Origin of the sequence: Nonomuraea spiralis (genome assembly GCF_014648435.1) — a bacterium.
In the GTDB taxonomy this organism is placed as follows: Bacteria; Actinomycetota; Actinomycetes; order Streptosporangiales; family Streptosporangiaceae; genus Nonomuraea; species Nonomuraea spiralis.
The window spans coordinates 68,789-91,335 of record NZ_BMRC01000015.1; the positions used below are offsets into that span (position 1 = coordinate 68,789).

Annotated in this window: 19 protein-coding genes; 18 read left to right on the forward strand and 1 reads right to left on the reverse strand. The window is 68.8% G+C overall.

Annotated features, from left to right (window positions below):
- Positions 1–96: 96 nt before the first annotated feature.
- Complete coding sequence (locus IEZ27_RS32375) at positions 97–471, reverse strand: hypothetical protein (protein ID WP_189650718.1); 375 nt, start codon at positions 469–471, stop codon at positions 97–99.
- A gap of 140 nt (positions 472–611) precedes the next feature.
- Here IEZ27_RS32375 and IEZ27_RS32380 point away from each other — a divergent pair, with 140 nt between their 5' ends.
- The 18 genes from IEZ27_RS32380 (at position 612) to IEZ27_RS32465 (ending at position 22,500) form a co-directional block, all read left to right on the forward strand.
- Positions 612–956, forward strand: a complete 345-nt coding sequence (locus IEZ27_RS32380; protein ID WP_189650719.1) for a hypothetical protein — start codon at positions 612–614, stop codon at positions 954–956.
- 252 nt (positions 957–1,208) lie between these two features.
- The gene (locus IEZ27_RS32385) at positions 1,209–2,018 is read left to right on the forward strand and encodes a glycoside hydrolase family 16 protein (protein WP_229824549.1); all 810 of its coding nucleotides are present in this window, start codon (positions 1,209–1,211) and stop codon (positions 2,016–2,018) included.
- Positions 2,019–2,266: 248 nt separating this feature from the next.
- Positions 2,267–4,438: a phage tail sheath family protein gene (locus IEZ27_RS32390; RefSeq protein WP_189650720.1), complete on the forward strand. Its 2,172-nt coding sequence runs from the start codon at positions 2,267–2,269 to the stop codon at positions 4,436–4,438.
- Positions 4,439–4,465: 27 nt separating this feature from the next.
- Positions 4,466–4,966 (forward strand): phage tail protein, encoded by a 501-nt coding sequence (locus IEZ27_RS32395; RefSeq protein WP_189650721.1) that lies wholly within the window; start codon positions 4,466–4,468, stop codon positions 4,964–4,966.
- A 1-nt stretch (position 4,967) separates the two neighbouring features.
- A complete protein-coding gene (locus IEZ27_RS32400) occupies positions 4,968–5,816 on the forward strand; it encodes a T4 family baseplate hub assembly chaperone (protein ID WP_189650722.1) in 849 nt (282 codons plus the stop codon).
- Between the two features lie 1,797 nt (positions 5,817–7,613).
- The gene (locus IEZ27_RS32405; protein WP_189650723.1) at positions 7,614–8,432 is read left to right on the forward strand and encodes a DUF4255 domain-containing protein; all 819 of its coding nucleotides are present in this window, start codon (positions 7,614–7,616) and stop codon (positions 8,430–8,432) included.
- Positions 8,429–10,468, forward strand: a complete 2,040-nt coding sequence (locus tag IEZ27_RS32410; RefSeq protein WP_189650724.1) for an ATP-binding protein — start codon at positions 8,429–8,431, stop codon at positions 10,466–10,468. The genes IEZ27_RS32405 and IEZ27_RS32410 overlap by 4 nt, the downstream gene beginning before the upstream one ends.
- Positions 10,465–11,151: a hypothetical protein gene (locus IEZ27_RS32415; protein ID WP_189650725.1), complete on the forward strand. Its 687-nt coding sequence runs from the start codon at positions 10,465–10,467 to the stop codon at positions 11,149–11,151. Before IEZ27_RS32410 ends, IEZ27_RS32415 begins: the two co-directional genes overlap by 4 nt.
- A 4-nt stretch (positions 11,152–11,155) precedes the next feature.
- Entirely contained in the window at positions 11,156–11,704 is a 549-nt protein-coding gene (locus IEZ27_RS32420) for a hypothetical protein (RefSeq protein ID WP_189650726.1), read from the forward strand.
- 38 nt (positions 11,705–11,742) lie between these two features.
- Positions 11,743–12,852, forward strand: coding sequence for a phage late control D family protein (locus IEZ27_RS32425; protein ID WP_189650727.1), 1,110 nt, complete (start codon positions 11,743–11,745; stop codon positions 12,850–12,852).
- Positions 12,849–13,463 carry a phage baseplate assembly protein V gene (locus tag IEZ27_RS32430; RefSeq protein ID WP_189650728.1) on the forward strand — a complete coding sequence of 205 codons (615 nt, stop codon included), beginning with the start codon at positions 12,849–12,851 and terminating at the stop codon, positions 13,461–13,463. The genes IEZ27_RS32425 and IEZ27_RS32430 overlap by 4 nt, the downstream gene beginning before the upstream one ends.
- Before the next feature lie 4 nt (positions 13,464–13,467).
- On the forward strand, positions 13,468–13,962 hold the full coding sequence (locus tag IEZ27_RS32435; protein ID WP_189650729.1) for a hypothetical protein: 495 nt from the start codon (positions 13,468–13,470) through the stop codon (positions 13,960–13,962).
- 19 nt (positions 13,963–13,981) lie between these two features.
- Positions 13,982–14,317 (forward strand): GPW/gp25 family protein, encoded by a 336-nt coding sequence (locus IEZ27_RS32440; RefSeq protein ID WP_125644790.1) that lies wholly within the window; start codon positions 13,982–13,984, stop codon positions 14,315–14,317.
- A 23-nt stretch (positions 14,318–14,340) separates the two neighbouring features.
- A complete protein-coding gene (locus tag IEZ27_RS32445) occupies positions 14,341–15,906 on the forward strand; it encodes a baseplate J/gp47 family protein (protein WP_189650730.1) in 1,566 nt (521 codons plus the stop codon).
- Positions 15,907–15,908: 2 nt separating this feature from the next.
- Positions 15,909–17,813, forward strand: coding sequence for a phage tail protein (locus tag IEZ27_RS32450; RefSeq protein ID WP_189650731.1), 1,905 nt, complete (start codon positions 15,909–15,911; stop codon positions 17,811–17,813).
- 4 nt (positions 17,814–17,817) lie between these two features.
- Positions 17,818–19,152, forward strand: a complete 1,335-nt coding sequence (locus tag IEZ27_RS32455) for an eCIS core domain-containing protein (RefSeq protein ID WP_189650732.1) — start codon at positions 17,818–17,820, stop codon at positions 19,150–19,152.
- A 179-nt stretch (positions 19,153–19,331) separates the two neighbouring features.
- Positions 19,332–20,843 (forward strand): IPT/TIG domain-containing protein, encoded by a 1,512-nt coding sequence (locus IEZ27_RS32460; protein WP_189650733.1) that lies wholly within the window; start codon positions 19,332–19,334, stop codon positions 20,841–20,843.
- Between the two features lie 10 nt (positions 20,844–20,853).
- A complete protein-coding gene (locus IEZ27_RS32465) occupies positions 20,854–22,500 on the forward strand; it encodes a Vgb family protein (protein ID WP_189650734.1) in 1,647 nt (548 codons plus the stop codon).
- Positions 22,501–22,547 lie beyond the last annotated feature (47 nt).

A 22,547-nucleotide genomic window follows, 5' to 3' on the forward strand; every position in this document is an offset into this window, starting at 1 on the left:
GCGGGCGTCACGATCCGATGGCGCCTGCCATGCGGGATCGCTCCTGGCCGGAGCTCCTGGTCAGAGGCGATTCTGCACATGATGTTGAACGCGGCACTAACAGTGGCTGACGCCCGGGAACGGGTCCTTCCAGGTAAAGATGTTCTCCGCCGCGAGGTAGCCGCTGCGCCCGTTGACGTCGCCGTACGTCTTGTACCAGATGCTGTTCCCGCCTCCGTGCTTCTGCCCGGAGACATAGCACTGGAAGTAGCTGGGGTTCGACTTCAGCCTGTCCACGACATCCTTGGTGACGTCGCTGTAGCGCGGGTAGCGCCATAGGCTCACCCCGGCCTTGTTCCCGCAGTACAGGTGTCCGCTCTTGGCGTAGCACGCCGGGTTGCCCTGCGCCTGCGCCGGAGCCGTCACCAGGAGGCTCGTGCCGAGCAACGCCAGCCCGCCGGCCGCCATCGCGATTTTCGCGTGTAGTCGCATTTCATGTCCTCTCGCCCGAAGCTGCAACGTTTTGGGCGACGCTAGGCGCGACATCTTCAGATCCGCTATTGATGTGATTCACACGCCACGCCTGAGGGCCCAGACGTCCTCGGGCCCAGGACGGCGGCTCGCCCCTGGACATGACCACCACACTGCGCTGGCCGACCGCCTGGATCCGCGAGCAGATCGACCAGATGGACTGGTCACCCGCCTACCGGAACAAACACCTGGCCGCACTACGCGGCGTGCTCAAGGAAGCCTGGAAGCTCGGCCTGCTCAGCACCGACGACCACCAGCGCGCCGTGGCCCTGGCCCCGTTCGGCGGTCACCGGGAGCCGACCGGCCAGCACGTCCCGGACATCGTCATCGGCAGGGGCGACAAACAGCGCCGCATCCCCGTCAATTCCTCCGCCGCCCGCCGCCCGCCTCCGCGTCCCCACCGTCACGCCCCTGCTGTCCACCACGCCCGCGCAGCAGCGACCTGACGCCACGACGTGAGAAGGATCAGCGGTGGCGTCCGTCCTCGACCTTGAGGATCCGCCGTGACCGGCTGTTCTGACGTATGCGTTGGAGGCCCCGGCGGCTCCACGGACAATTGATAACATTACGGAGTGTACTGACTACGTCCGGCGACAATCGGGGGATTGATGGGTGTCGGTCAGATGCTCCGTTTCGGGTTGCTCGCCGCCGCCGTCAGCCCCGCCTGGTGCCTCCACACCAACTCTGGACCAGGACCCATGGCAGCGGACTCGACCGGGGTTCTCTTCGACGACTTCTCCTACTCCGGCGCATCGGATCCGCTGCTCGCCATGCGCGGCTGGACCGTCCGCTCCGGCCGCGGCGGACCCGGCGTGCCAGGCGTGAGCTGGTCGCCGTCGGCCGTCAGCTTCCCCGACGGGCTGCTGACGCTCGACTCCGTCACGGACGGGACCGCCGCCGGCACCGTGCAGGCTGCCCTCTTCACCACGCGTCAACGCTTTCGCGAGGGCACGTACGCCTCCAGGGTGCGCTTCGGCGACACCCCCGTGAGCGGCCCTGACGGCGGGCACGTGGTGCAGGCCTTCTTCACCATCACCCCGCTCCGGAAGGACAAGGACCCCGACTACAGCGAACTGGATTTCGAGTACCTGCCGAACGGCGGATGGGGGGCGCAGGACACGAGACTGTACGCCACGAGCTGGGAGACCTACCAGGCCGAACCGTGGGACGCGGTGAGAACCCAAACCACAGAACGGGCAAGCTTCGCCGGTTGGCACGACTTGGTGATCCAGGTCTCCGACGGACGCATGAGGTACTACGTGGATGGCCGCCTCTTCGCCGACCACGGCGGCATCTACTATCCGGAGCAGCTCATGCGCATCCAGTTCAATCAGTGGTTCGCGGACCTGGACGGCGGCTCGAACCCGCGGACCTACCGGCTGCAGGTGGACTGGATCTATCACAGCAAGGGCGAGACAGTCTCCCCCCCCGACGTACGGAACAGAGTTGCGGGCTTCCGTGCTGCGGGGATCGATTTCCGTGACACCGTTCCCTCTCCGTCCGAGTAGGCAGGTCTCGCGCCGACAGACCCGCGCCGGGGAGATCGAAGCCCGCGGCCAGAAGACACCGACATACATCATGACCTGGTCAGATGATGACGAAAACGGGGCACTTCATCTCCGGCGCGTTTGTTGACGGTCGCGCGCCCGAATGAGCATGCTCGACACTGCGACCAGGCAACTTCTTCCTCGCGGCGACGCGGTGGTCCCCTCAGGCCAAGCTGGCGTGTGATGCCCGTCATCAATGGAGCGCTGTGGTGCCAGACGCCGGTCGGCCACTGATCGTCGCAGTCACCGACAACATCCGGATCGACAGGCATCGACAGGCTCGACGGTCGAGGCTTCTCGGCGTTGAGACGATTCCAAGCCGTGCCATGCGGCGACGACAGGAGGCGATGATGCCGACCCCGTCCTATCCAGGTGTATATCTGCAGGAGACACCCAGCGGAGTCCGGCCTCTCGAGGTCGCCGGCACCTCGACCGCGGCCTTCGTCGGGCTGGCCGAGATGGGCCCGGCCGAGGCCACCCGTGTCACCAGCTGGATGGAGTTCCAGCGTCGCTACGGCACTTTTCTCAGCGACGGATTTCTGGCGCACAGCGTGCTCCAGTACTTCAACAACGGTGGCCGCCAGTGTTACATCGTGCGAGTCGTCCCCGGCGACGCCGTCGCAGCCGACGTCACCCTGCGCAACAGGGCTGCTCCGAGCTCCGGCTCGCGCCTCACAGCCCAGACCGCGTCCGCCGACCAGCAGGACGAGTCCGCCGCCCACAAGGGCACGTCTTCGATCCAGCAGGACGCCGGCACGTCGGGTGTGCGGTTCTGGGCCAAGAGCAAGGGCGTCTGGGGCAACTCGCTGCTCCTGCAGATCGAGGACGGCAATCTGGACCCGGGCAACGAGTTCAAGGTGACCGTCCGCCGCCAGGCCGACCCCGCCCTGATTCTCGAGGACGCCAACGACCAGGCGCCGTTGGAGACGTTCGACAACCTCAGCGTCGACCCCGACGCCCCCAACTACGTGACCACTGTGCTGAACAGGGACTCGGCACTCATCGGCGCCGAGGTGACAGCTGGCGAGGCGGACGTGCAGCGGGGAAGGCACCGCGGTGGCGGCAAGCCGAACCTCCCGCTGAAGACCGACCGCAACTTCGAGATCGACATCGACAACGACGGTTTCCAGCTGGTGCAGCTCCCCGACGACGTCGCCGAGCTCACCGACGCGGCCGCCGTGGCCGAGAAGCTCCAGCAGGCCGTGGGTTTCCTGTACCGCACCAGGCGAAGGAACAGCACGCCGGTCGAAGCCTTCACCGATTTCGAGTGCAAGGTCGGTGAGGACGGGGAGCTCGTCCTCATCTCAGGCACGACCTCGGCCACTTCGTCGGTACGTGTTCAGCCCGCCAAGGAAGCGTCGGCCACCACCAACCTCAAACTCGGCCCAGGCAACAAAGGCAGGTCCGAGAACGGCATTGCGATACGCAGGCCGGTCACAGCGGCTGTGGTACAGGTGGGCGACGCGGCAGAGGACGACACGGTTCTGGCGGCAACACCGGGCTTTGACGGTACGAAGCCCGCCGAGCAGAGTTTCATCACCGCGTTCGGCCAGCTCGACTCCGTCACGGATTTCAGCCTGCTCGCCGTGCCGGGCGAGGCCAGTACCACGATGGTCAGCGCGGGAATGGGCTACTGCGCCAACCGGCCGCTGCAGGACGTCTTCTTCCTCGGCGAGACCGACCAGGCGACTCTCGACGCGGAGAAGGCCGCTGACTTCCGCAACAGCCTGACCGGCGTCAATTCCTACGGAGCGCTGTACTTCCCGTGGGTCAAGGCGCTGGACCCGGCCGGAAGGTCACGCGAGCCGATCCTGCTGCCGCCCACCGGTTACGTCGCGGGACTCTACGCCCGCGTCGACGCCGCGCGCGGGGTGTGGCGGGCTCCCGCCGGGACCGATGCCGGGCTCAACGGGGTCGTCGGCCTCGGCGTCGAGCTCAACGACGTCCAGCACGGCACCCTGAACCCCATCGGAGTGAACGTCATCCGCCGATTCCCGGGCACCGGCGTGGTCGCCTTCGGCGCGCGTACGGTCACCTCGGACTCCTCCTGGCGCTACGTGCCGGTGCGGCGCACCGCGATCATGCTGCGGGTCAGCATCTACAACGGCATCCAATGGGCGGTGTTCGAGCCCAACGACGAGCCGTTGTGGTCACAACTCCGGCTCAGCATCGGCTCCTTCATGACCACTCTCTTCCGGCAGGGCGCCTTTCAGGGCGCCACCCTCTCCGAGGGCTTCTTCGTCAAGTGTGACGGGGAGACGACCACGCAGGCCGACATCGACGCCGGCGTGGTCAACGTGCTGGTCGGTTTCGCGCCGCTGAAGCCGGCGGAATTCGTCATCGTGAAGATCAGCCAGAAGGCGGGAATGGCGTCGGTATAGGACCCGGCACCGGTAGAAGGTGGGCACATGGCTAGGTTTACCGTCAACTCCACGCGGTTCGATCCTTACCTCGGTTACAAATTCAAAATCAAATGGGACGGCCAGTACGTGGCCGCGCTCAACAAATGCAGCGCGCTGAAACGTACGACAGAGGTCACCACTTGGCACGAGGCGGGCGACGCCAGCGGGCCGCGGCAGATCCCGGGCAAGTCCAAGTACGACGCGATCACCCTGGAATCCGGGGTCACGCACGACACGGCCTTCGAGGACTGGGCGAACAAGGTCAACAATTTCCAGGGTGATCCGGCGATGTCGCTGGCGACCTTCCGCAAGGACATCACCATCGAGATCTACAACCATCAGGGGGCGAAGGTCCTCGCCTACAACGTGTTCCGCTGCTGGGTCTCGGAGTACCAGGCGCTGCCGCAGCTGGACGCGAGCACAAGCGCCGTGATGATCTCCACCATCAAGCTGGAGAACGAAGGCTGGGTGCGGGACACCGCCGTGGCCGAGCCCAAGGAGACCTGACGTGGACCTCCTTCCGGGAGGTTACTGGGACGCCGGCGGACGCCTGCACCGCGACTTCGAGCTGACGGCGCTGACCGGGCACGAGGAGGAACTGCTCTCCAGGCCGGGGCAGAGCGCCAGGCTGGTGACCGAGGTGCTCAGCCGTTGCGTGCGGCGGCTGGGCGGCCTCGGCCCGGTGACACCGGCGATCGCCCGGGAACTGCTGGTGGCCGACCGGCACTACCTGCTGCTCCAGCTGCGCCGGGGCACCTTCGGCGACCTGGTCAGAGCGGACCTCGTCTGCCCGTGGCCCGACTGCGGCCGGCGGGTGTCCCTCACGTTCTCCCTGGACCAGGTGCCGGTGGAGGAGGCTCGGGAGCAGGCCGCGACGTACACCCTGTGGCTCGGCGGAACGGAGGTGACGTTCCGGCTGCCGAACGGCGGGGACCAGGAGGAGCTGGCGGAGCTGCTGGCGCACGACGAGGCCGAGGCGACGACCCGGCTTCTCGCCCGCTGCCTGCTGCGGCTGGGCACCGACGGACCGCCGGACCGGGCGCGGGTGTCGGCGCTCCCCGCGGCGGACCGGGCCGCGATCGAGGCACGGATGGCGGAACTGGCGCCCCGGGTGGAGCAGACCATGCAGGCCGAGTGCGCGGAGTGCCGGCGGACCTTCCTCGCGCCGTTCGACGTCCAGCGCTTCTTCCTCGGCGACCTGCGTATCGAGGGGGAGCAGCTCTATCACGAGGTGCACTACCTCGCCTACCACTACCACTGGAGCGAGCGGGAGATCATGGAGATGACGCGTGAGCGAAGGCGCACCTACATCGACGTGCTCTCCGAGACGATCGAGGTGCTGAACGGTGGCGCCTGAGAGATACCTGCGGGACACGCTGACCGGTGGGGCACGGCGTTTCCCGCATCGTGCCACCGTCCGGCTGCTGCTCGGTCAGCCCGAGCACGCCGGGGTGCGGGTCACCTTCGCGCGCGCCACTCCCGGCCTCACCTTCACCTATCTACGGCCGCTGCCGGGGCGCCGTCCGGCCGCCGCTCCTCAGCGACCCCCCTTCTCCGTGTCCGCGGGACGTTCCCCACTGTCCTGGCAAGCCGCCCTTCCCCGCCCTGTGCCCTCTGGCATGGGAACGATCGAGCCTCCCTCCGCCGGGCTCGCGATCACCGGTGAAGCGCCGCTGCCGAGACCCGCCGATGAGCATGCCGGCAGACCTGTGGAACGCCCCGTCCCCGTCCCGGCGATCTCCGCCGGACCACACCCGGCCGCGCCTGCTCCGGAACCCCAGCCGGCCGGCACCCCCACCATGCGGGAAGGCCGGACAAGCGGATCGTACGAGCATGTTTCGACGCCCGCTCTCACGGACGCCTCGGCTTCCGAATCCCGGGACGAACCGGTTCTCAGCATCACGCCGGCTGGGCCGGTGAGTCATGTCGTGCCGGACGCTTCTGGGACTTGTGCGGGGTCTCCATCGGCGCTGATGGCGGGCACCGCCGGGGATCACCCGGGATCGTCCGTCCGTTCGCCGGGTCAGCAGCCGGCACACCTGCCCTCCGGCACCACCGGGTCGGTGCCGGAGGTCGCCTCACCGCACGCGGCTACCCTCAGGTCCGTCCCTGTGCATGACGGGCGGACGGGACAGGCCGGGCCGGTCGGGGGGTCCGATGTCGCCGACGAGGGGATGCCATCGGCGCTGGTCGGCGGTGCGGCTGCGGACCGTCCGGGATCGACCGCCGGTCCGTCGGGTCAGCAGCGGGTGGGAGGCCCTGGCGGGACAGTGCCGGAGGATGCCTCACCGCCCGTGGCCGTTGTCCTGACGTACGAAGGCGGGAGGCAAGCGGACCGATCGGGCGAGTCGGTGTCACCGGCCGGGCCGGTCGGGGTGTCCGCCGTCGCGGCCGGGCGGGTTTCCCCTCACAGGCCGGGCGGGCTCGCGAGCGATGCCGTGCCGGACCGTTCCGGCCCCGGTGCGGGGGTGCCGTCGGCGCCGGCCGCTGGGGATCATTCGAGCTCTCGTTCGCCGGGTTCGCAGGCGGCCGGTTCTGCTGGGGTGGTGCCGGAGGTTGTTCCTGGCGGGCCTGTCCTGACGTACGAAGGCGGGAGGCAAGCGGACCGATCGGGCGAGTCGGCGTCAGCGGCCGGGCCGGTCGGGGTGTCCGACGTCGAGGCCGGGTGGGTTTCCCATGACAGGCCGGGCGGGCTCGCGAGCGACGCTGTGCCGGACCGTTCCGGAGCCGGTGCGGGGGTGTCGCCGGTGTCGGCCGACTCTGCCGCAGCAGGGCGGACCGTCCTGGTGGTCCCCGGCCGGCGCCGGCCGACACGTGCGGATGAGACCGCCGGCCCGACGCCGGCCCTCAGGGAGCGGGTCGCGATCACCGGCAGGGTCCCATGGGAAGGCGTAAGGGCGTCCGTGGCAGCGGCAACGCAGGCGCCGCCCGCCCCGCCCAACAGGTCTGAACCTGCCGCCGTGAGGATGCCCGCCGCCACCGTGTCCGTTCCGACCCACAACCCGTCTCCCGACCCGCAGCAGCGCGCCGACGCCAGGCCGGCCGGCCCACCTCGTACGCTCCCCGGACGGGGAGCCGGGTCGGCGTCCGCAAGGGGCACGATCGCGTTCTGGGAGCGGAGGTACGTGGGCCGGCTTCACGTGGGGATCCTTCGATGAGCGACTCCACGGCCATCGGCATGGTCAGCGCCTCCCTCCGCAAGCTGCTGCTGGAGGAGTTCCGTCTCTGTCCGGCCCCCAAGGTCACCATCCTCGCCCCCGACGAGCAGGGCCCCGACCGGCGCCTGAACCTGTTCCTGTACAAGCTCGTCGAGAACCCGTTCCTCAAGAACCAGGACTGGACCGCGCAGGGAGACGGCATCGTACCGCCGCCGCTCTCGCTGACCCTGTTCTACGTGTTGACCTCCTACGCCCCCAACGACGATCAGATGGGCAACGTCACCGCGCAGCAGCTGCTCGGCGAAGCCATGCGCATCTTCTCCGAGCACGCGACGATTCCCACCCGCTATCTGGAATCCGGACTGCATGCCGCGCGGGAGCGCCTGAACATCGTCAGCGACGAATCCGGCTGGGAGGAGCTGACCAACCTGTGGAGTGCCTTCTCGCAGCCGTTCCGCCTGTCGGTGCCGTACCGGGTCTCCACCGTGCAGATCGATCGTTCGCCGGATGGCTCGCATCCCGTGCCGAAGCGGGTCCGCCGGGTCGGGGTCCCTGAGCCCAGGGTCTCGTTCAAGCCGCCTGTGATCACGGAGATGACCGGCGCCGGCACGGAGCTGGCCTTCACGGGCACGCACCTGGGCGGGTGGCAGGTCAGCATCTGGTTCGGGGGGATCCCCCTGGCGGCGGGAGGGCCGTTGACCGGCGACACCTTCACGTGCCCGCTGCCGCCGGGTCTCGCTGCCGGCCTGTACGAGGTCCGTGTCGAGATCTCGGGCATGTTCCGCCGCACGTTCCTGTACGAGGCGGCACCATGACACGCCCGTACGCCGACAACTTCGAGCACTTGGCCGACGAGCTCGATCACCTGGACCGGCTCATCCGCGCCCGGCTGGAGGCCGGGCGCCCGGAGCCGGACGCCGCCGCCCGCAGCGAGATCGACGGACTGCTGAGCCGGCCGGACGCGGAGGCGTCGGCCGGCGACGGGCCGCTGGACGGGCACATCGTGGCCAGGGTGGAACGCAGCCTCGCCGAGGGAGTGTGGCTGGCGCTGCCCACCCTGAGCAGCCTGTTCGGGTTGTCGGCCTTGGAGACGCGGATCGTGGTGATCTGCCTGGCGCCCGAGCTGCGCCGCAAGTACGACCGCCTGTACGCCCATCTGCAGGACGACATCACCCGCCGACGGCCGAGCGTGGACCTGATCCTGCATCTGCTGTGCCCGTCCGAACATCGCAGGTGGGCCGTCCGAAGCTGCTTCTCCGAGAACGCGCCGCTGCTGCGCACCGGCATCCTGCAAGCGGTGGCCGACCCCGCCAGCCCGTCGGGATCCTCGGGGCTGGCCCAGTTCCTGAAGGTGGACCCGAGGATCTGCCACTTCCTCATGGGCCTGAACGAGCTCGACGCCTCCTTGGTGGGCAAGCTGCGGCAGCACGACGGACAGGACGTCGGCCATGAGCTCGCGGACGGCGTCCTGCGCCTGATCAAGCACCACTGGTCGGGCGAGGGCCGTCCCATCGTCTTCCACCTGCATGGGCCGGCGGGCTCGGGCAAGCTCGACCTGGCCGCCGAGGTGTGCCGGCATCTGGAGATCCCGCTGCTCAGCGCGGACGCCGGTGCGCTGGACACCGGCGGGCTGCTGCGGACCTGCCTGCGGGAAGGGGTTCTGCATCAGGCGGCGATCCACCTTCCGGCCGCCGATACGCTGCCGCCCGCTCTCCTGGCCGAGCTCAGGGAGGCCGTGGCCGACTTCGGCCGGCTGACCTTCCTCACCGGCGAACATGCGTGGGACGGCGGTGACTTCCCCGGTGCGCTGTTCCACTCGCTCGCCATGCCGGCGCCCGACCCGCGGCGAGCCGTGCTCGCCTGGCGGGAACACCTGGGCGCGCACACCGGGGAGGCGCGGGAGTGGGCGGAGCAACTGGTCTCCAGATTCCGGCTGCCGCCGCGACGCATCGGGGCCGCGCTCGCCCTGGCCGACAACCAGCGGCTCATGGAGCCGGACGACCGGCCGCTCGCCCTCGCCGACGTGGCCGCCGCCTGCCGGGGTCACCTGGGGGGCAGGCTCGACGGTCTGGCCGTACGGATCGACCCCGCGCGTGGCTGGCGGGACCTGGTGCTGCCGGAGGATCGGGCGAATCAGCTGCGTGCCATCGGCGACCAGGTCAGACACGACTTCCGGGTGCATCGCGAGTGGGGGTTCCGCCGGGGCGGAGGGCTGACCGTGCTGTTCAGCGGACCACCCGGCACCGGCAAGACGATGGCCGCCGAGGTCCTCGCGCACGATCTCGACCTGGACCTGTACAAGGTGGACCTGTCAGGCGTGGTCAGCAAGTACGTCGGCGAGACCGAGAAGAACCTGGCACGCGTGTTCCACGAAGCCTGGGCGGCCCACGCGATCCTCTTCTTCGACGAGGCGGACGCCCTGTTCGGCAAGCGTACGCAGGTGTCGGACGCCCATGACAGGTACGCCAACATCGAGACCGGCTACCTGCTGCAGAAGCTGGACGACCACGAGGGAATGGTCATCCTGGCCACCAACCTGCGGCAGAATCTCGACGAGGCGTTCACCCGGCGCCTGCGGTTCATCGTGGAGTTCCCGTTTCCCGAGGTCGACTCCAGGTCGCGGATCTGGCGCACGTCGTTCCCGCCGCATGCCCCCGTGGCGCCGGACGTCGATTTCGACGAGCTGGCCCGGCGGTTCCCGCTGAGCGGCGGGAACATCGCCAACGTGGTGCTCAACGCCGCTTTCCTGGCCGCCGCCGACGGCGGCGGCATCGAACGGCGGCACATCCTCCTGGGCGCCCGCACGGAGTTCGAGAAGATCGGAAAACTCTGGCCGGGGGACGAGCGATGAGTGACGGATTTCCTGGCAAGCCGAAGATCCTGCGCGGCGCCCTCGTGGAGTTCGGGCTGAGCCTCCCGCCGCTTTTCGTGGCGTTCCAGTTCAACCCGGAGCAGCTCACCCGCAACAGGTCGCTCGGCTACACCCTCCCGAAGGGGACGACCGCGGACACCCAGCGGGAGTTCCACCGGCAGAACTCCGACCTCCTGGCCCTGCAGAAGGAGCAGGTGGTCACGGTGGAGGAGCAGACGATCGGCTTCGACCTGCGGCTGGACGCCACGGACAGGCTCGACGAGCGCGACGCCATCACAGAGCAGTTCGGTATCGCGCCGCAGCTCGCGACGTTGGAGCTGATGGTGCAGCCGAAGGAGGAGAGCCTGCTCGCGGGCGCCGCCGAGTTGCTGCTCGGTAAGGCGGCGCAGGGGTTCAGCTTCACCCGGTCGGCCAATCCGCCGCTGCTCCTGTTCATCTTCGGTCGCAAACGGATCCTGCCGGTGAACATCAACTACATGAACATCACCGAGACCGAGTTCAGCACCGACCTCAACCCGATCAGAGCCACGGTGGCCATCAGCATGACCGTGATCGAGGGCAAGAACGTGCCCTACACGTACACGAAGGCCATGACGGAGGCGATGTCCGTGCTCAACCTGGCCAACCTCACCGACCTCCAGCACGTCGTCATCCCGGGGTGAGCCGATGTTCAGCAACATGTCGCGCTACCGCGCGGTCCCCGACGAGGTGGTGTCGGACGCGCGGGGACAGACGGCGGTCGCGGCAGGACTGCGGCCGCTGCCCGAGGCTCCCGCCGTGCTCACCCACGTGATCAAGGCGGGCGATCGGCTCGACCGGCTCGCCTTCACCTACTACGGTCAGTCGCTGCACTACTGGCGCATCTGCGACGCCAATCCCGACTACCTGTCCCCGCTCGCCCTGCTGGGCGGGGAACCACTGGTCACGACCTGCTTCCCGGTCTCCGAGCCGGGTACCGGGCCGCCCTGGGGGCGAACGCTGCGACTGCTCGCGGACACCGTGGGCGTGGCGGACGTCAAAGTGATCGACGAGCTCGGACCTCCCCGGAACACGGCCCTGCTCGTCAGGCACAACCGGCTGGATGTCGGCGCCGAAGGGATCGCCGAGGTCATCCGTTCGGCCGGGTTCACGGTCGGGATCCCCGCCGAACGGACCAGGATCGGCGCGTCCATCCTGATCCCGGCGGCGGCCGATCCGGCAGCGGGCGGGCGGTAGCCCATGAGCCGTCGCCCGGCGTCCTCCTGCGGGGGCCGATGAAACACGACAGCCTGCGCGTCGAATTCGACGGCGCGGAGATCGAGGAGCTCTACCAGGACCTGATCAGCCTGGAGGTCGAGCTGGACGACCGGCTGGCGGCCATGTTCCGCCTGACGGTGGCGCTGCCGCCGCGTCCTGACGGCACCTGGCCCCATCTGGACGACGACCGCCTCGCGCTGTGGCGCAAGGTCGTCATCACCGCCGGCCTGGAGGACGACGCGCGGCGGCTGATCTCCGGCTACATCACTCACCTGCGTCCCTCGTTCGGGGCCCAGCTGAACGAATGCCGCCTGGAGGTGTGGGGGATGGACGCGAGCGTGCTCATGGACCGCGACGACCGGCTCCGAGCCTGGCCCAACAAGCGCGACAGCGACATCGCCACCGAGGTGTTCGGCCAGTACGGGCTCACTCCCCGGGTCACCGGCACCGACGTGGTCCATGAGGAGGAGGTCTCGACCATCGTCCAGCGGGAGAGCGACATCCGCCTGCTCCGGCGGCTGGCCTCGCGCAACGGGTTCGACTGCTACGTGGACGGTGACGTGGGCCATTTCGGCCCGCCGGCGACCGACGCGTCCCCGCAGCCGGTGCTGGCCGCGCACTTCGGACCGGAGACCAACCTCAGCACCTTGAGACTCCAGGCTCAGGCGCTCGCTCCCACCGGGGTGAGCATGACCCAGCTCGACCGTTTCAACGGCGACATCCTGGAGGCCAGGGCCCAGCCCGGCCACCTGCCGGCGCTGGGCGCCAGACGCGTCACCGACCGGCCCGGCGTGCTCCGCGTCGGGCACGTGGTGACCACCGGCCTGCAGGAGATGACGGCACTGTGCCAGAGCCTGCAGGACGAGGCGGAATGGTTCATAACGGGAGAGGGCGAGGTCATGGCCAACCGCTACGGGACCGTACTCCTCCCGCGGGGGACCGTGACGATCAAGGGCATCGGTGAGGCCCACAGCGGTGTCTATTACGTCTCGCACGTCACGCACAGCTTCACGGGTGACGGCTACGTGCAGGCATTCAAGGTCAGGCGCAACGGCCTGAAACTCACCGGCAGAGAACAGTTCACGACGGGTGGCGCCATGGCCGCCCTGATCGGGGGGACAAAATGACGGAAACGGAAATCGAGAACGTCGTGGCGGGCCTGGTGGAACAGGCCGAGCGTCGTTTCTACGGCAAATATCGGGGCATCGTGGCGGACAACGAGGACCCGGCAGGGATCGGCCGCCTCAAAGTCAAGGTGCCCAGCGTGCTCGGCCCGGACGTCGTCACCGGCTGGGCGACGCCCTGCCTGCCCTACGGCGGAGCGGCCGACCAGGGCCTGGTGTTCGTACCGGAGCGGCAGGCCCACGTGTGGGTGGAGTTCGAGGAAGGCGACCTCGAGTTCCCCATCTGGGTCGGCGTCTACTGGAACATGGGCGACATGCCCGAACCGGCCACGGTGGGACCGCGGCCGACCAAGAAGATCGTCCGTACGGTCAAGGGACACACACTCGAGTTCGAGGACGCCGACGGCAAGGAGTCGGTCATCCTGCGTGAGGGCGGCCAGGGCCACACGGTCACGATGGACAACGACGGCATAAAGATCACCGACGCGACGGGCAACGCGGTCGAACTGACCCGCACCGAGATGAATCTCATCGCGAAGACCCCCCTCACCATCAACGCCGCGGGCATGCCGGTGAAGATCATCTGTTCCGCCCTCGCCCTGGTGCGGGGTTGAGCCGATGGCCAGGCTCGTCGTCGTCAAGGGCGATCCGGTGCGCGGCACCGACCAGCACAACGTGCAGGGGCAGGCGACCAATCCGGCCCCGCCGCCGCCCACCGTCCCGTACGTCGGCGTCGGCGCCTTCGACTACGTCGGCACGATCACCGACCAGGTCAGCGACTTCGTCACCGTCGACGACGTGCCCATAGCCCTGGTCACCAGCCGCAGCACGCTGGACCCGGGGCAAACCGCCCCGGCGGGCAAGCACGCGGGACCGCAGGGCACCGGGTTCGTGCCGCCGGCGCCGCAGCCCGTCCCGGCCTCGCTCACCATCAGCGACGCCCCGCTGGGCATCGGGGTGCCCAACGCGGCTGCCGGCAGTGCCCTGCTGACCGTCGACGGTGCCAAGGTCCTGCTGGACGGCGACCTGATCGACACGTGCAGCGGGATCGGCGCTCCAGCGGGGTCGAAGGTGAGCGCCCGCGGCCAGGCCTACCTCACGTGTACGGACTGACGGCCGGCGGGAGGAAGACGTGAGCCTACCTCTCGGCAGCCTCGCGCCAAGGTTCGATGACGATGCCGACCTGCGGACAAAGATCGTACAAGTGCTGTTCACCGCGCCGGGGGAGCGGGTAAATCAGCCGGAGTTCGGCTGTGGTCTGTTCAACCTCGTCTTCGATCACAACAACCCGATCACGGCGGCCGCTGTGGAGTTCACCATCGGCCAGGCCCTCACCCGCTGGCTGGGTGACGAGCTGGTGGTGTCGGCGGTGGACGTGCAGGGGCAGGAGGAGATGCTGCGTGTGGAAATCGACTACGTTCGCCGCAAAGATCTGAGCCGGCGAGCCGTCCAGGTCCACTTCAGCTGATCTGGAGGGACAGGTAGGCGTACATGGCCACCATCAGGCAGGTGGGCGGCAGGCCCGCCGTCGATTATCTGGCACGGGACTACGAGTCCCTCCTGCTGTCCATGCGCGCCCTCGTCCCGGACCGGCTGCAGCAGTGGAAGGACTTCGCCGACGAGGCCGACCTCGGCAACGTGCTGCTGGAACTGTTCGCCCACATGGGCGACATCCTCAGCTACTACCAGGACCGGGTGGCCAACGAGAGTTTCCTGAGCACCGCGCGTACCCGGCGCAGCGTCATCGACCACCTGCGCCTGATCGGCTACGAACTGGGCACCGGCGCTCCGGCGGCGGCGGTGCTCAGCGTCAGCGTGCCGGGGACGGTCGAGGACACGGTCACGCTCTCCAGGGGCGACGCCTTCGCCACCCGTAGCCGCGGCGACCGGCCCAGCCTGCGCTTCGAGTACACCCGCCAAGCGCCGCTGACCATCGACTTCGGGGCCATCCGGCCGGACCGGCACACTCTGCGCAAGGTGTTCGTCGGCGTCCCGGTCGAAGAGGGCCGGCTCATCTCGGAGGAGCACCTCGGCACCTCCGACGGCACGGCGAACCAGCTTTTCCCCCTGGCCCACCCGAGGCTGATCAGGCGCCCCCAGGCGGCGGGGGACCTGCTGATCCAGACGAGGCTGGGCGGCAGCACGGAGCAGTGGACCGCGCGCGACACCCTGGCCTTCAGCCAGGCCGACCAACATGACTACGTCGTGGAGATCGACGCCGAGGACCGGGCCACCGTGCTGTTCGGTGACGGCCTGCTCGGCCGGGTCCCGCCCGCCGGCGCGGCCGTGCTGGCCACCTATCGCGTCGGGGGCGGCCTCGTGGGCAACGTGGCCGTCGGCGAGATCGACACCATCGTCGCGGCGCCACAGCTGGACGGACTGGGAGCGAAGATCAGCAATCCGGAGCCCGCCGGGGGAGGCGCGGAACGCGAGGACATCGAGCACGCGGTCCGTCACGCCCCCGCCGTCTTCCGTTCGCTGGGGCGCGCCGTGACCGTCGGCGACTACAAGGCGCTCGCGCTGCGGTTCAAGGGCGTGGCCAAGGTACGAGCCGTGCCGACCGGCTGGAACCGGGTCACGCTGTGCGTGGCGCCCGAGGGCGGCGGCAAGGTCAGTGACGTACTGGAGGAAGGGCTGCTCGGGTACCTCGAGGACAAGCGCATGATCAACCAGATCGTCGAGGTGGTCGACGTCGACTACGTCCCCATCTACGTGAGCGCGAAGATCGGCGTCGAGAGCTCGTACGCCGACGCGGAGGTGCTCGAACGGGTACGCCGGGCCGCCGCCGATCTGCTGGCCTTCGAGCACGTCGACTTCGCCCAGCCGCTCTACCTCAGCAGGTTCTACGAGGAGATCCAGAACACCGCCGGAGTGCTCTACGTCAGCATCGCCGAGTTCAGGCGCGGCGACCCGCGGGCGCCGGGCGGCAAGGCGACCGACACGATCGAGTCCTTCGGCAAGATCGAACTGGGCCCCAACGAGATTCCGGTCATCCCCTCCGATCCCGCCTACGCCACCGGGATCAACGTCGAGACCGCCGAGCGGGAAAGGCCCTGACGATGCGGCTGCTCGACCTCACCGCCACCCCGCACTCCAGCGGCAACCGCATCGATCTGGCCTGGCGCACACCGGCGCCGGATCGCCTGACGAGAGTACGGGTCGTACGCCGCCGCGACACCCATCCGGCGAGCCCTTCCGACGGGAAAGTCGTGGCCGAGGGGCTGGGTCTCACCGCCGTCACCGACACCGGCCTGCACGGCGAGACCGTCTACTACTACACGTTGTTCCCCTTCGACGGAGACCCCGGCGCGTACGAGGTGGACCCGGGCAACCGGATCTCCGCGATGGCCCTGTCCCGGTACGGCTTCGCCCAGCAGATGTACGACCTGCTGCCCGCCCTCTACCACCGCTACGACGCCGAGCACGGTTACCTGCGACGCTTCCTCGACCTGCCGGGCAGCGAGCTGGACCGGCTCTACAGCCTCACCACCTCCCTGCTGTCGTCGAAGGACCTGCGAAGGGTGGACGGAGTCCTGCTCCCGCTGCTGGCGCAGTGGATCGGGTGGCCGACCGACCGCAGCGCGCCGGTGGCCACCCAGCGCAACGAGGTCCGCCAGGCCGCCCACCTCTACCGGACGATCGGCACCATCGCGGCGCTCGACGCCACGGTGGCCCGGGTGAGCACGTGGACGGGGCGTACCAAGGAGTTCACCCACAACGTGGCCCGCACCAACCAGCCGGAGCGGTTGAACCTGTGGTCGCTGCGCCGGGACGGCGCGGGCCAGTGGCTGGAGCCCGCGCTGACGTCGGTCAACTTCGTCTACGACGGCCGCCCGGCGGCGGTGCGCGAGCCCGACGGCTCGTTGCTGATCTTCTACCACACGTACCGCCGGCATGGCTGGGATCTGTGGGCCAAGCGCCTGCGCGACGGACAGTGGGAGGCGAGCGCGCCGGTCGTGGACCGGAACGGCCTGGACCAGCACCCGGCCGTCGCCCGGCAGCGTGCGAGGTTGTGGTTGTTCTGGGAGGGTTACGACCCGGTCCACCGCCTCCGGTACCTGTCGTTCAGCACGCGTGACGATGACAAATGGTCGCCGCCGCAGACGTTCATGGACCAGGAGACGGACCGCTGCCGCCCGGCGGCGGTGAGCGACGCGGCCGGCGGCGTGTGGTTGTTCTGGCTGGAGCAGGACGCCATCCGGTTCAACAGGCACGACGGCGCGGAATGGGAGCTTTCCGAGCCGGGCTCCCTGCCCGCCGGGCACGGCCTGGACGATCTCTTCGCGCTCATGACCGACGATCGGCTGTGGTTGTTCTGGACGTTCCGGGACACCGGCGCGGCCGAGCAGACCTGGTCGAGCGTGGCGTACCGCAGCCTCGCCCTGTCCACCGGCGACTGGTCACCGGTGTACGACCTGCCCAAGAGCGGCCACTACCATGATCGTCAACCCGCCGCGCGGGCGATCGGGGGAGGCGTCGAGCTCTTCTGGAGCACGACCCGCTACGGCGGCTGGTCGATCAGCCACAACACCCTGACCACCGGCTGGGGCGAGGCCGAGCAGGTCGGGTCGAGCCCGGCGACGCGGCGCGCGCCCCTGCCGGTGGACCTCGGCGCCGGCGGCACGCTGCTGCTCTACCGCTCCAACCAGAGCGTGGAACGCTCCAGCTCCGTCTACGCCGCGACCCGCACCCTGGACCACCGCTACGCCGGCACGACCACCGTCGACACCACGGCGAAGGCCAAACTCGCCCTGTGCGGCAGCTTCGCCGACTTCCAGACCTACCTGTACGACAACGGGCGGGCCAACGCCGACCGCATCGCCGACGACACCATCGGCGTGTACCTCACACCGCCTCCCGCCGTCGACGCTCACCAGGCCGCTGAGACCGTCGCCAGGCTGAGGGGAGCGCTGGCCGACTTCGTGCCCGTGACCACCCGACCGGTCTTCATCTGGATGGAGTAGCCGCATGTTCACGCACGTCACCAGAGACAGGCGCGGTGCCGACAAGCCGGAACCCGCGGAGCAGAAGTGCGGCTGCGGCGGCTTCGACGTACGCAGGTACGCGGACGGCGGGCAGCTCGCCGGACGCGAGACGTGGACCGTCAGCAAGCCGTACGACGCCGACGAGGTGGCGGCCGACGCGGCGGCCGAGCGGGTGATGGCCGGCCCGAGCGGGCAGCGCGCCAACGACCTGGTGGGATTCGGCCGGGCCTTCGGCCACGACTTCGCCGGCGTCCGTCTGCACACCGACAGCGCCGCCGCCGGCTTCGCCAGGACGATGCGCGCCCAGGCCGTCACGGTCGGACGGCAGATCTTCTTCCGGGAGGGCGCCTACCAGCCGCACACGCCCGGAGGCCGGCGGCTGCTGGCGCACGAACTGGCACACGTCGTCCAGCACGACCATGCTCCGAGCCGCCGGGTGAGGCGGCAGGGCCTGTCCTGCTCGACGGTGGATTTCCCCGACTTCCAGGTCGTGCTGGCGGGGACCGTGGTTCATTACCTCATCAAGCGGGACTTCGGGGGCAGGGTGCCAGGCGCCGTGTCCATCGGCATCCCGGGCGCCTCGGCCGGACCCATTCGCACCGAGGGCATCTGCGGCGGTTTCAAGGAGGACATCCCGCCGGAGGAGTTCGGCTCATCCGGTCCAATGGCCGGGATGGGCGTGCCCGACCTGGCCAGAATCACCTCGAACAGAAAACTTGAGGTGGCGGAGATCAAGCCGGCCGCGCTCGTCTGCCTGGTCGACGGGGAAATTCAACTCGCCAAGTATGTGGGCGAGGGCAACAGTCCTGATGCCGGTCAAAAGGCCTGGCGTACGAGAAAGGGAATCCGGGGGGTCGCACCCATGCCCCCGGAGACCTACTCACCACCGGGCCCCATCGTGGCGGGCCCCTTCATCATCAGAACGCAGTGGTGCGCGCCGGGGCTGCTTGCCTACCACGTTCTCACCCCACCCCGCTCCAGGCGCGTCACCGAGGAGGAGCGGCGTCGTGAGCAAGAGCGGATCCGGGCCGAGGCCCGCAGACGGAAGGCAATGGCGGCGGGGGTCGTCGCGGCGGGCGCCACGGCAGCACGGGTGATTGTGGGCAAGGCGGCGTGGCGGCACTTCTGGGCCGTGGTGATCGAGCGTTTCGCGGTGCGCGCGGCCGCGGCGGCGGCGCTCGCGCTGGCCGACGGGCCGCTGCCCTTCGGCGAACTGCTCGACCTGGGGCTCGCCGCAGTCACGGCCGTGCAGATCGCCATCGAGTGGAACGAGCTGTGGCTGAAGGCCGACCAGCTCGCCGCACAGGAGGGCGCGTGACCCGTACGGCGCGGAGCACGATTTACCCGCTCTTGGCGTGACCCTGCTGAATCAGCATCCCGGGGTCGTTAGTTCGCACCGGGAAAGCGTATAGAGATAGAGGAGCGGTTCGGCGAGAAGATGGGCCTTCACCTCGGGAATCGACTGTCCATGTTGGTGAGGATCCACCGAGGTGAGCGATGGCGGATTTTTCCCGGCCACCGTCCGAAGTTCTGGAGCAGAGCCTCAGCAAGGGCTATGTCGGGGTGCACATCGAACAGGGCGTGCCCGTTCTCGATCGCGATCTGAACCTGCAGCACGACCTCGTCTCGTCCACCTTGCGTTCGATCGTCTCGAGCTGTGTCGGCGACGGCATCTCAGCCGGATCCAAGGTTTTCGAGATCCGATCGATCCAGGCGAACCCCGACCAGCCGGCAGCGGAGTCGGACAACGACTTCTGGATTCTCGCCGGCAAGTCGGTGTCGGACGTGTGCCTCGTCGGCGGCGTCGAGGTGAGGAACTTCACCAAGCTCAGATACAGCTCCCAGAAGCTTCCCGGGCTGACGACACCGGATCCCGGGCAGGGCCCGTTCCGCGAGGACGTCGTCTTCCTGGACGTGTCGATGAGCACGGTGGACGGTTCGACGGACAGTGATCTGCTGAACCGCGGCGACATCGGCATGCAGACGTCCGTACGGCTCCGCCCTTCGTGGGTGGTGCAGGTCGCCGAGGGAAAGACGGAGCCGCCCGCACAGGCTCCGCCCGGGCACACGTACCTGCCGCTGGCGCTGCTGCGGCGCAAGGCGGGCAACCCCGCGATCGAATCCCAGATGATCACAGATCTCCGGCGGACCATCCTGCCTCTCACCGAGGTCGAACGCCAGCTCGACCTGATGTCACGACTGCTGCTGCGGCCGTATTTCGACCCCGACCCGCTCAGGCAGGTCTCGCCCGTGCACGGCCCCGCCTCGACACCTGTGACGTTGAGTGGACGCAACTTCAACGTGTACGCGGAGGACATGGTCAAGGTGTTCTTCGGCTCGGTTCCCGCAGAGGTCATAGAGACCACGGCGACCACCATCAGGACCCTTGTGCCGAAAGGCCTCCCACGAGTGACGAGGGTGACCATCGAGACCGCCGGCGGTTCGGTGACCAGCGACACCGTCTTCGGCCTCGACCAAGGCGGCGAACGCCCGGCCTTCCGGAGCGGTGCGATCGAGTTCACCCCGCGATCGGGCGGCAAGGACGTCGACGTCACCCTGTACGGAACGAACTTCGACATCACATCAGCGGTGTGGTTCGGAACCAACGCCATGGCGGAAATCGTCAGGCTCGTACCGGAGGGCCTGGTGGTGAAGGTCCCCGGCGGCCTGCTCGGACAGGTGCCCATCAGCATCGCCACGGCCGGTGGTGTCACCACCACGAGAGAGCCCTTCATCGTGGGCGCAGACCCGGAGTTCGCCGCATCCGGCGCCCAGTTCACTCCCGACACAGGCAGGGCGGGCGACCGCGTGCGTCTGTCGGGAAGGCACTTCGACGCACCACCCGTATCGGTCTTCTTCGGCACGTTGTCCGCAGAGGTGGTCAGCGTCGACGACGAGCTCATCGTCGTCACGGTTCCGCTCCAGGCAGTGGGACCACAACGGATCCGCGTCATGACCTGCGTCGGCTCCGCGGTGAGTGACGACAGTTTCACCGTCGTGTCCCACTGAGGAGGATGACGTGTTCGAGGTCTATCCGAATGGACAGGCGGTCCCGGAGCACCTGGAGGCGGGGGCGGCAACCTCGCTGCTGGAGTTCACCGAACTGTCCGCGGTCGATACGGCGACCGGGCGCAGGGACATGTGGATCAGGATCGTCAAGGTGGGCGCCGGTTGTGGCCCCTCAGGGCCTCCGCACCCGGCGGTCCGGCTGAAGGCCGACACCGGGGATGTCGTGGAGGTGCCGATCTCGCCCACGCCGGTCGTGCTCCTCAACGGGCCCCAGGGTTCGCCGCCGGCGGCGAACGCGAACATGGCCGCGGAGGCCGATGACGTCTATCTGGTCCGGGTCACCGTTCTTCGTCAGATTCTCAAATGGCGGCTGCAGTTGGTGAACAACGACGCGGCGGCACGTGACTTCGTCTGGGTGGTCGCCGACCACAACGCCGAAAGCCGGCAGCCGTGGATCGACCTGCCGACCACGCTCGACTTCGAGGTCGACGTCGGGCAGGAGGCCCGGCGCAGCCTCCAGGTCGTCAACCGTGGCACCGGGACACTCACGATGGGGGACGGCGAAGGGTTCCAGCCTGGCCCGGGTTTCGTCCTCAGCGCCGTGCCGAAGAGCATCGGACCCAACGCGTGCGCCAACTTGGACGTGACGTTCACCGGGGTGCCGGGGCCCGCCACCGTTCACGCCGTCTACGACGCCACCAGCAACGACACGAAAGCGAAGACGACCCCCGGGCACAATCACCGGGTCACGCTCACGGCCGTCGCCCGGCTGGCCCCCGGCACCATCCTGCTCGCCGACCGGGACGCCGCCAGAGCGGACGGGGATTGCGCCGGCGGCGTCATCAGGGTGGATCCGACGACGGGGAAGCAGGTGAGACTGCTCGCCGGCGATCACATCGCGGCGCCCTCCGGAGTGGCCATCGAGGCGGCCGGGACGATTCTGATCGTCCGCGAGGACGCGCTCGTCCGGCTGGATCTGATGACGGGGCAGCACTCGGTCGTGGCCTCCGGCGACCCGCTGGGGAGATTCCACGTGGGGCTGGTGATCGAGGACGACGGCCAGGTTCTGCTCACCCACACCGGACGCAAAGGTCACGGCAGGGGCCAGCTCATCAGGGTCCGTCCGGACACCGGCGAGAAAACCGTGCTCACCGACAGCGAGTGTGATTTCGCCGGGGTGGCACTGGAGGCCGACGGCACGATCCTCGTCGTGGAACAGGGCATGTCACCTGACAGGCCGCGCGCTCTCCTCCGGGTCGACCGGCACACCGGACAGCCGACCGTCCTGACCACCTTCGATCCGCCCTGCAGGCCGGTCGGGCTGGCCGTGGAGCCCGACGGCCAGATCCTGGTCACCGACGCCGTCTCCACCGACGGTACGGGCAGGTTGATCCGGTTCAACCCGACGACCGGGAACAAGACGGTGGTGTCCACCGGCCAGTTCTTCCGCTCACCCTGGGGGATCGCCGTCGAACCCACGGGTTCGATCCTGGTGTCCGACCACGAGGCCTTCGGCCACAAGGGCGGAGTGATCCGTGTCCATCCGCAGACCGGTGAGCAGACGACGGTGAGTGCCGGGGGCCTGCTGACCAGTCCACTCATGATCACACTCGTTCCGCACGACGGACGCAGGTCCGTACCCCCTCACCGGCCATGAGCGGCGGCATGGTCGCACGCTGACATCGGTTCGGTCGGTGTCCCGTC

Coding starts and splice junctions, on each gene's coding strand:
- IEZ27_RS32375 (WP_189650718.1), bottom strand. CDS start 471: ATGCGACTACACGCGAAAATCGCGATGGCGGCCGGCGGGCTGGCGTTG.
- IEZ27_RS32380 (WP_189650719.1), top strand. CDS start 612: ATGACCACCACACTGCGCTGGCCGACCGCCTGGATCCGCGAGCAGATC.
- IEZ27_RS32385 (WP_229824549.1), top strand. CDS start 1,209: ATGGCAGCGGACTCGACCGGGGTTCTCTTCGACGACTTCTCCTACTCC.
- IEZ27_RS32395 (WP_189650721.1), top strand. CDS start 4,466: ATGGCTAGGTTTACCGTCAACTCCACGCGGTTCGATCCTTACCTCGGT.
- IEZ27_RS32405 (WP_189650723.1), top strand. CDS start 7,614: ATGAGCGACTCCACGGCCATCGGCATGGTCAGCGCCTCCCTCCGCAAG.
- IEZ27_RS32410 (WP_189650724.1), top strand. CDS start 8,429: ATGACACGCCCGTACGCCGACAACTTCGAGCACTTGGCCGACGAGCTC.
- IEZ27_RS32415 (WP_189650725.1), top strand. CDS start 10,465: ATGAGTGACGGATTTCCTGGCAAGCCGAAGATCCTGCGCGGCGCCCTC.
- IEZ27_RS32420 (WP_189650726.1), top strand. CDS start 11,156: ATGTTCAGCAACATGTCGCGCTACCGCGCGGTCCCCGACGAGGTGGTG.
- IEZ27_RS32425 (WP_189650727.1), top strand. CDS start 11,743: ATGAAACACGACAGCCTGCGCGTCGAATTCGACGGCGCGGAGATCGAG.
- IEZ27_RS32430 (WP_189650728.1), top strand. CDS start 12,849: ATGACGGAAACGGAAATCGAGAACGTCGTGGCGGGCCTGGTGGAACAG.
- IEZ27_RS32435 (WP_189650729.1), top strand. CDS start 13,468: ATGGCCAGGCTCGTCGTCGTCAAGGGCGATCCGGTGCGCGGCACCGAC.
- IEZ27_RS32445 (WP_189650730.1), top strand. CDS start 14,341: ATGGCCACCATCAGGCAGGTGGGCGGCAGGCCCGCCGTCGATTATCTG.
- IEZ27_RS32450 (WP_189650731.1), top strand. CDS start 15,909: ATGCGGCTGCTCGACCTCACCGCCACCCCGCACTCCAGCGGCAACCGC.
- IEZ27_RS32455 (WP_189650732.1), top strand. CDS start 17,818: ATGTTCACGCACGTCACCAGAGACAGGCGCGGTGCCGACAAGCCGGAA.
- IEZ27_RS32460 (WP_189650733.1), top strand. CDS start 19,332: ATGGCGGATTTTTCCCGGCCACCGTCCGAAGTTCTGGAGCAGAGCCTC.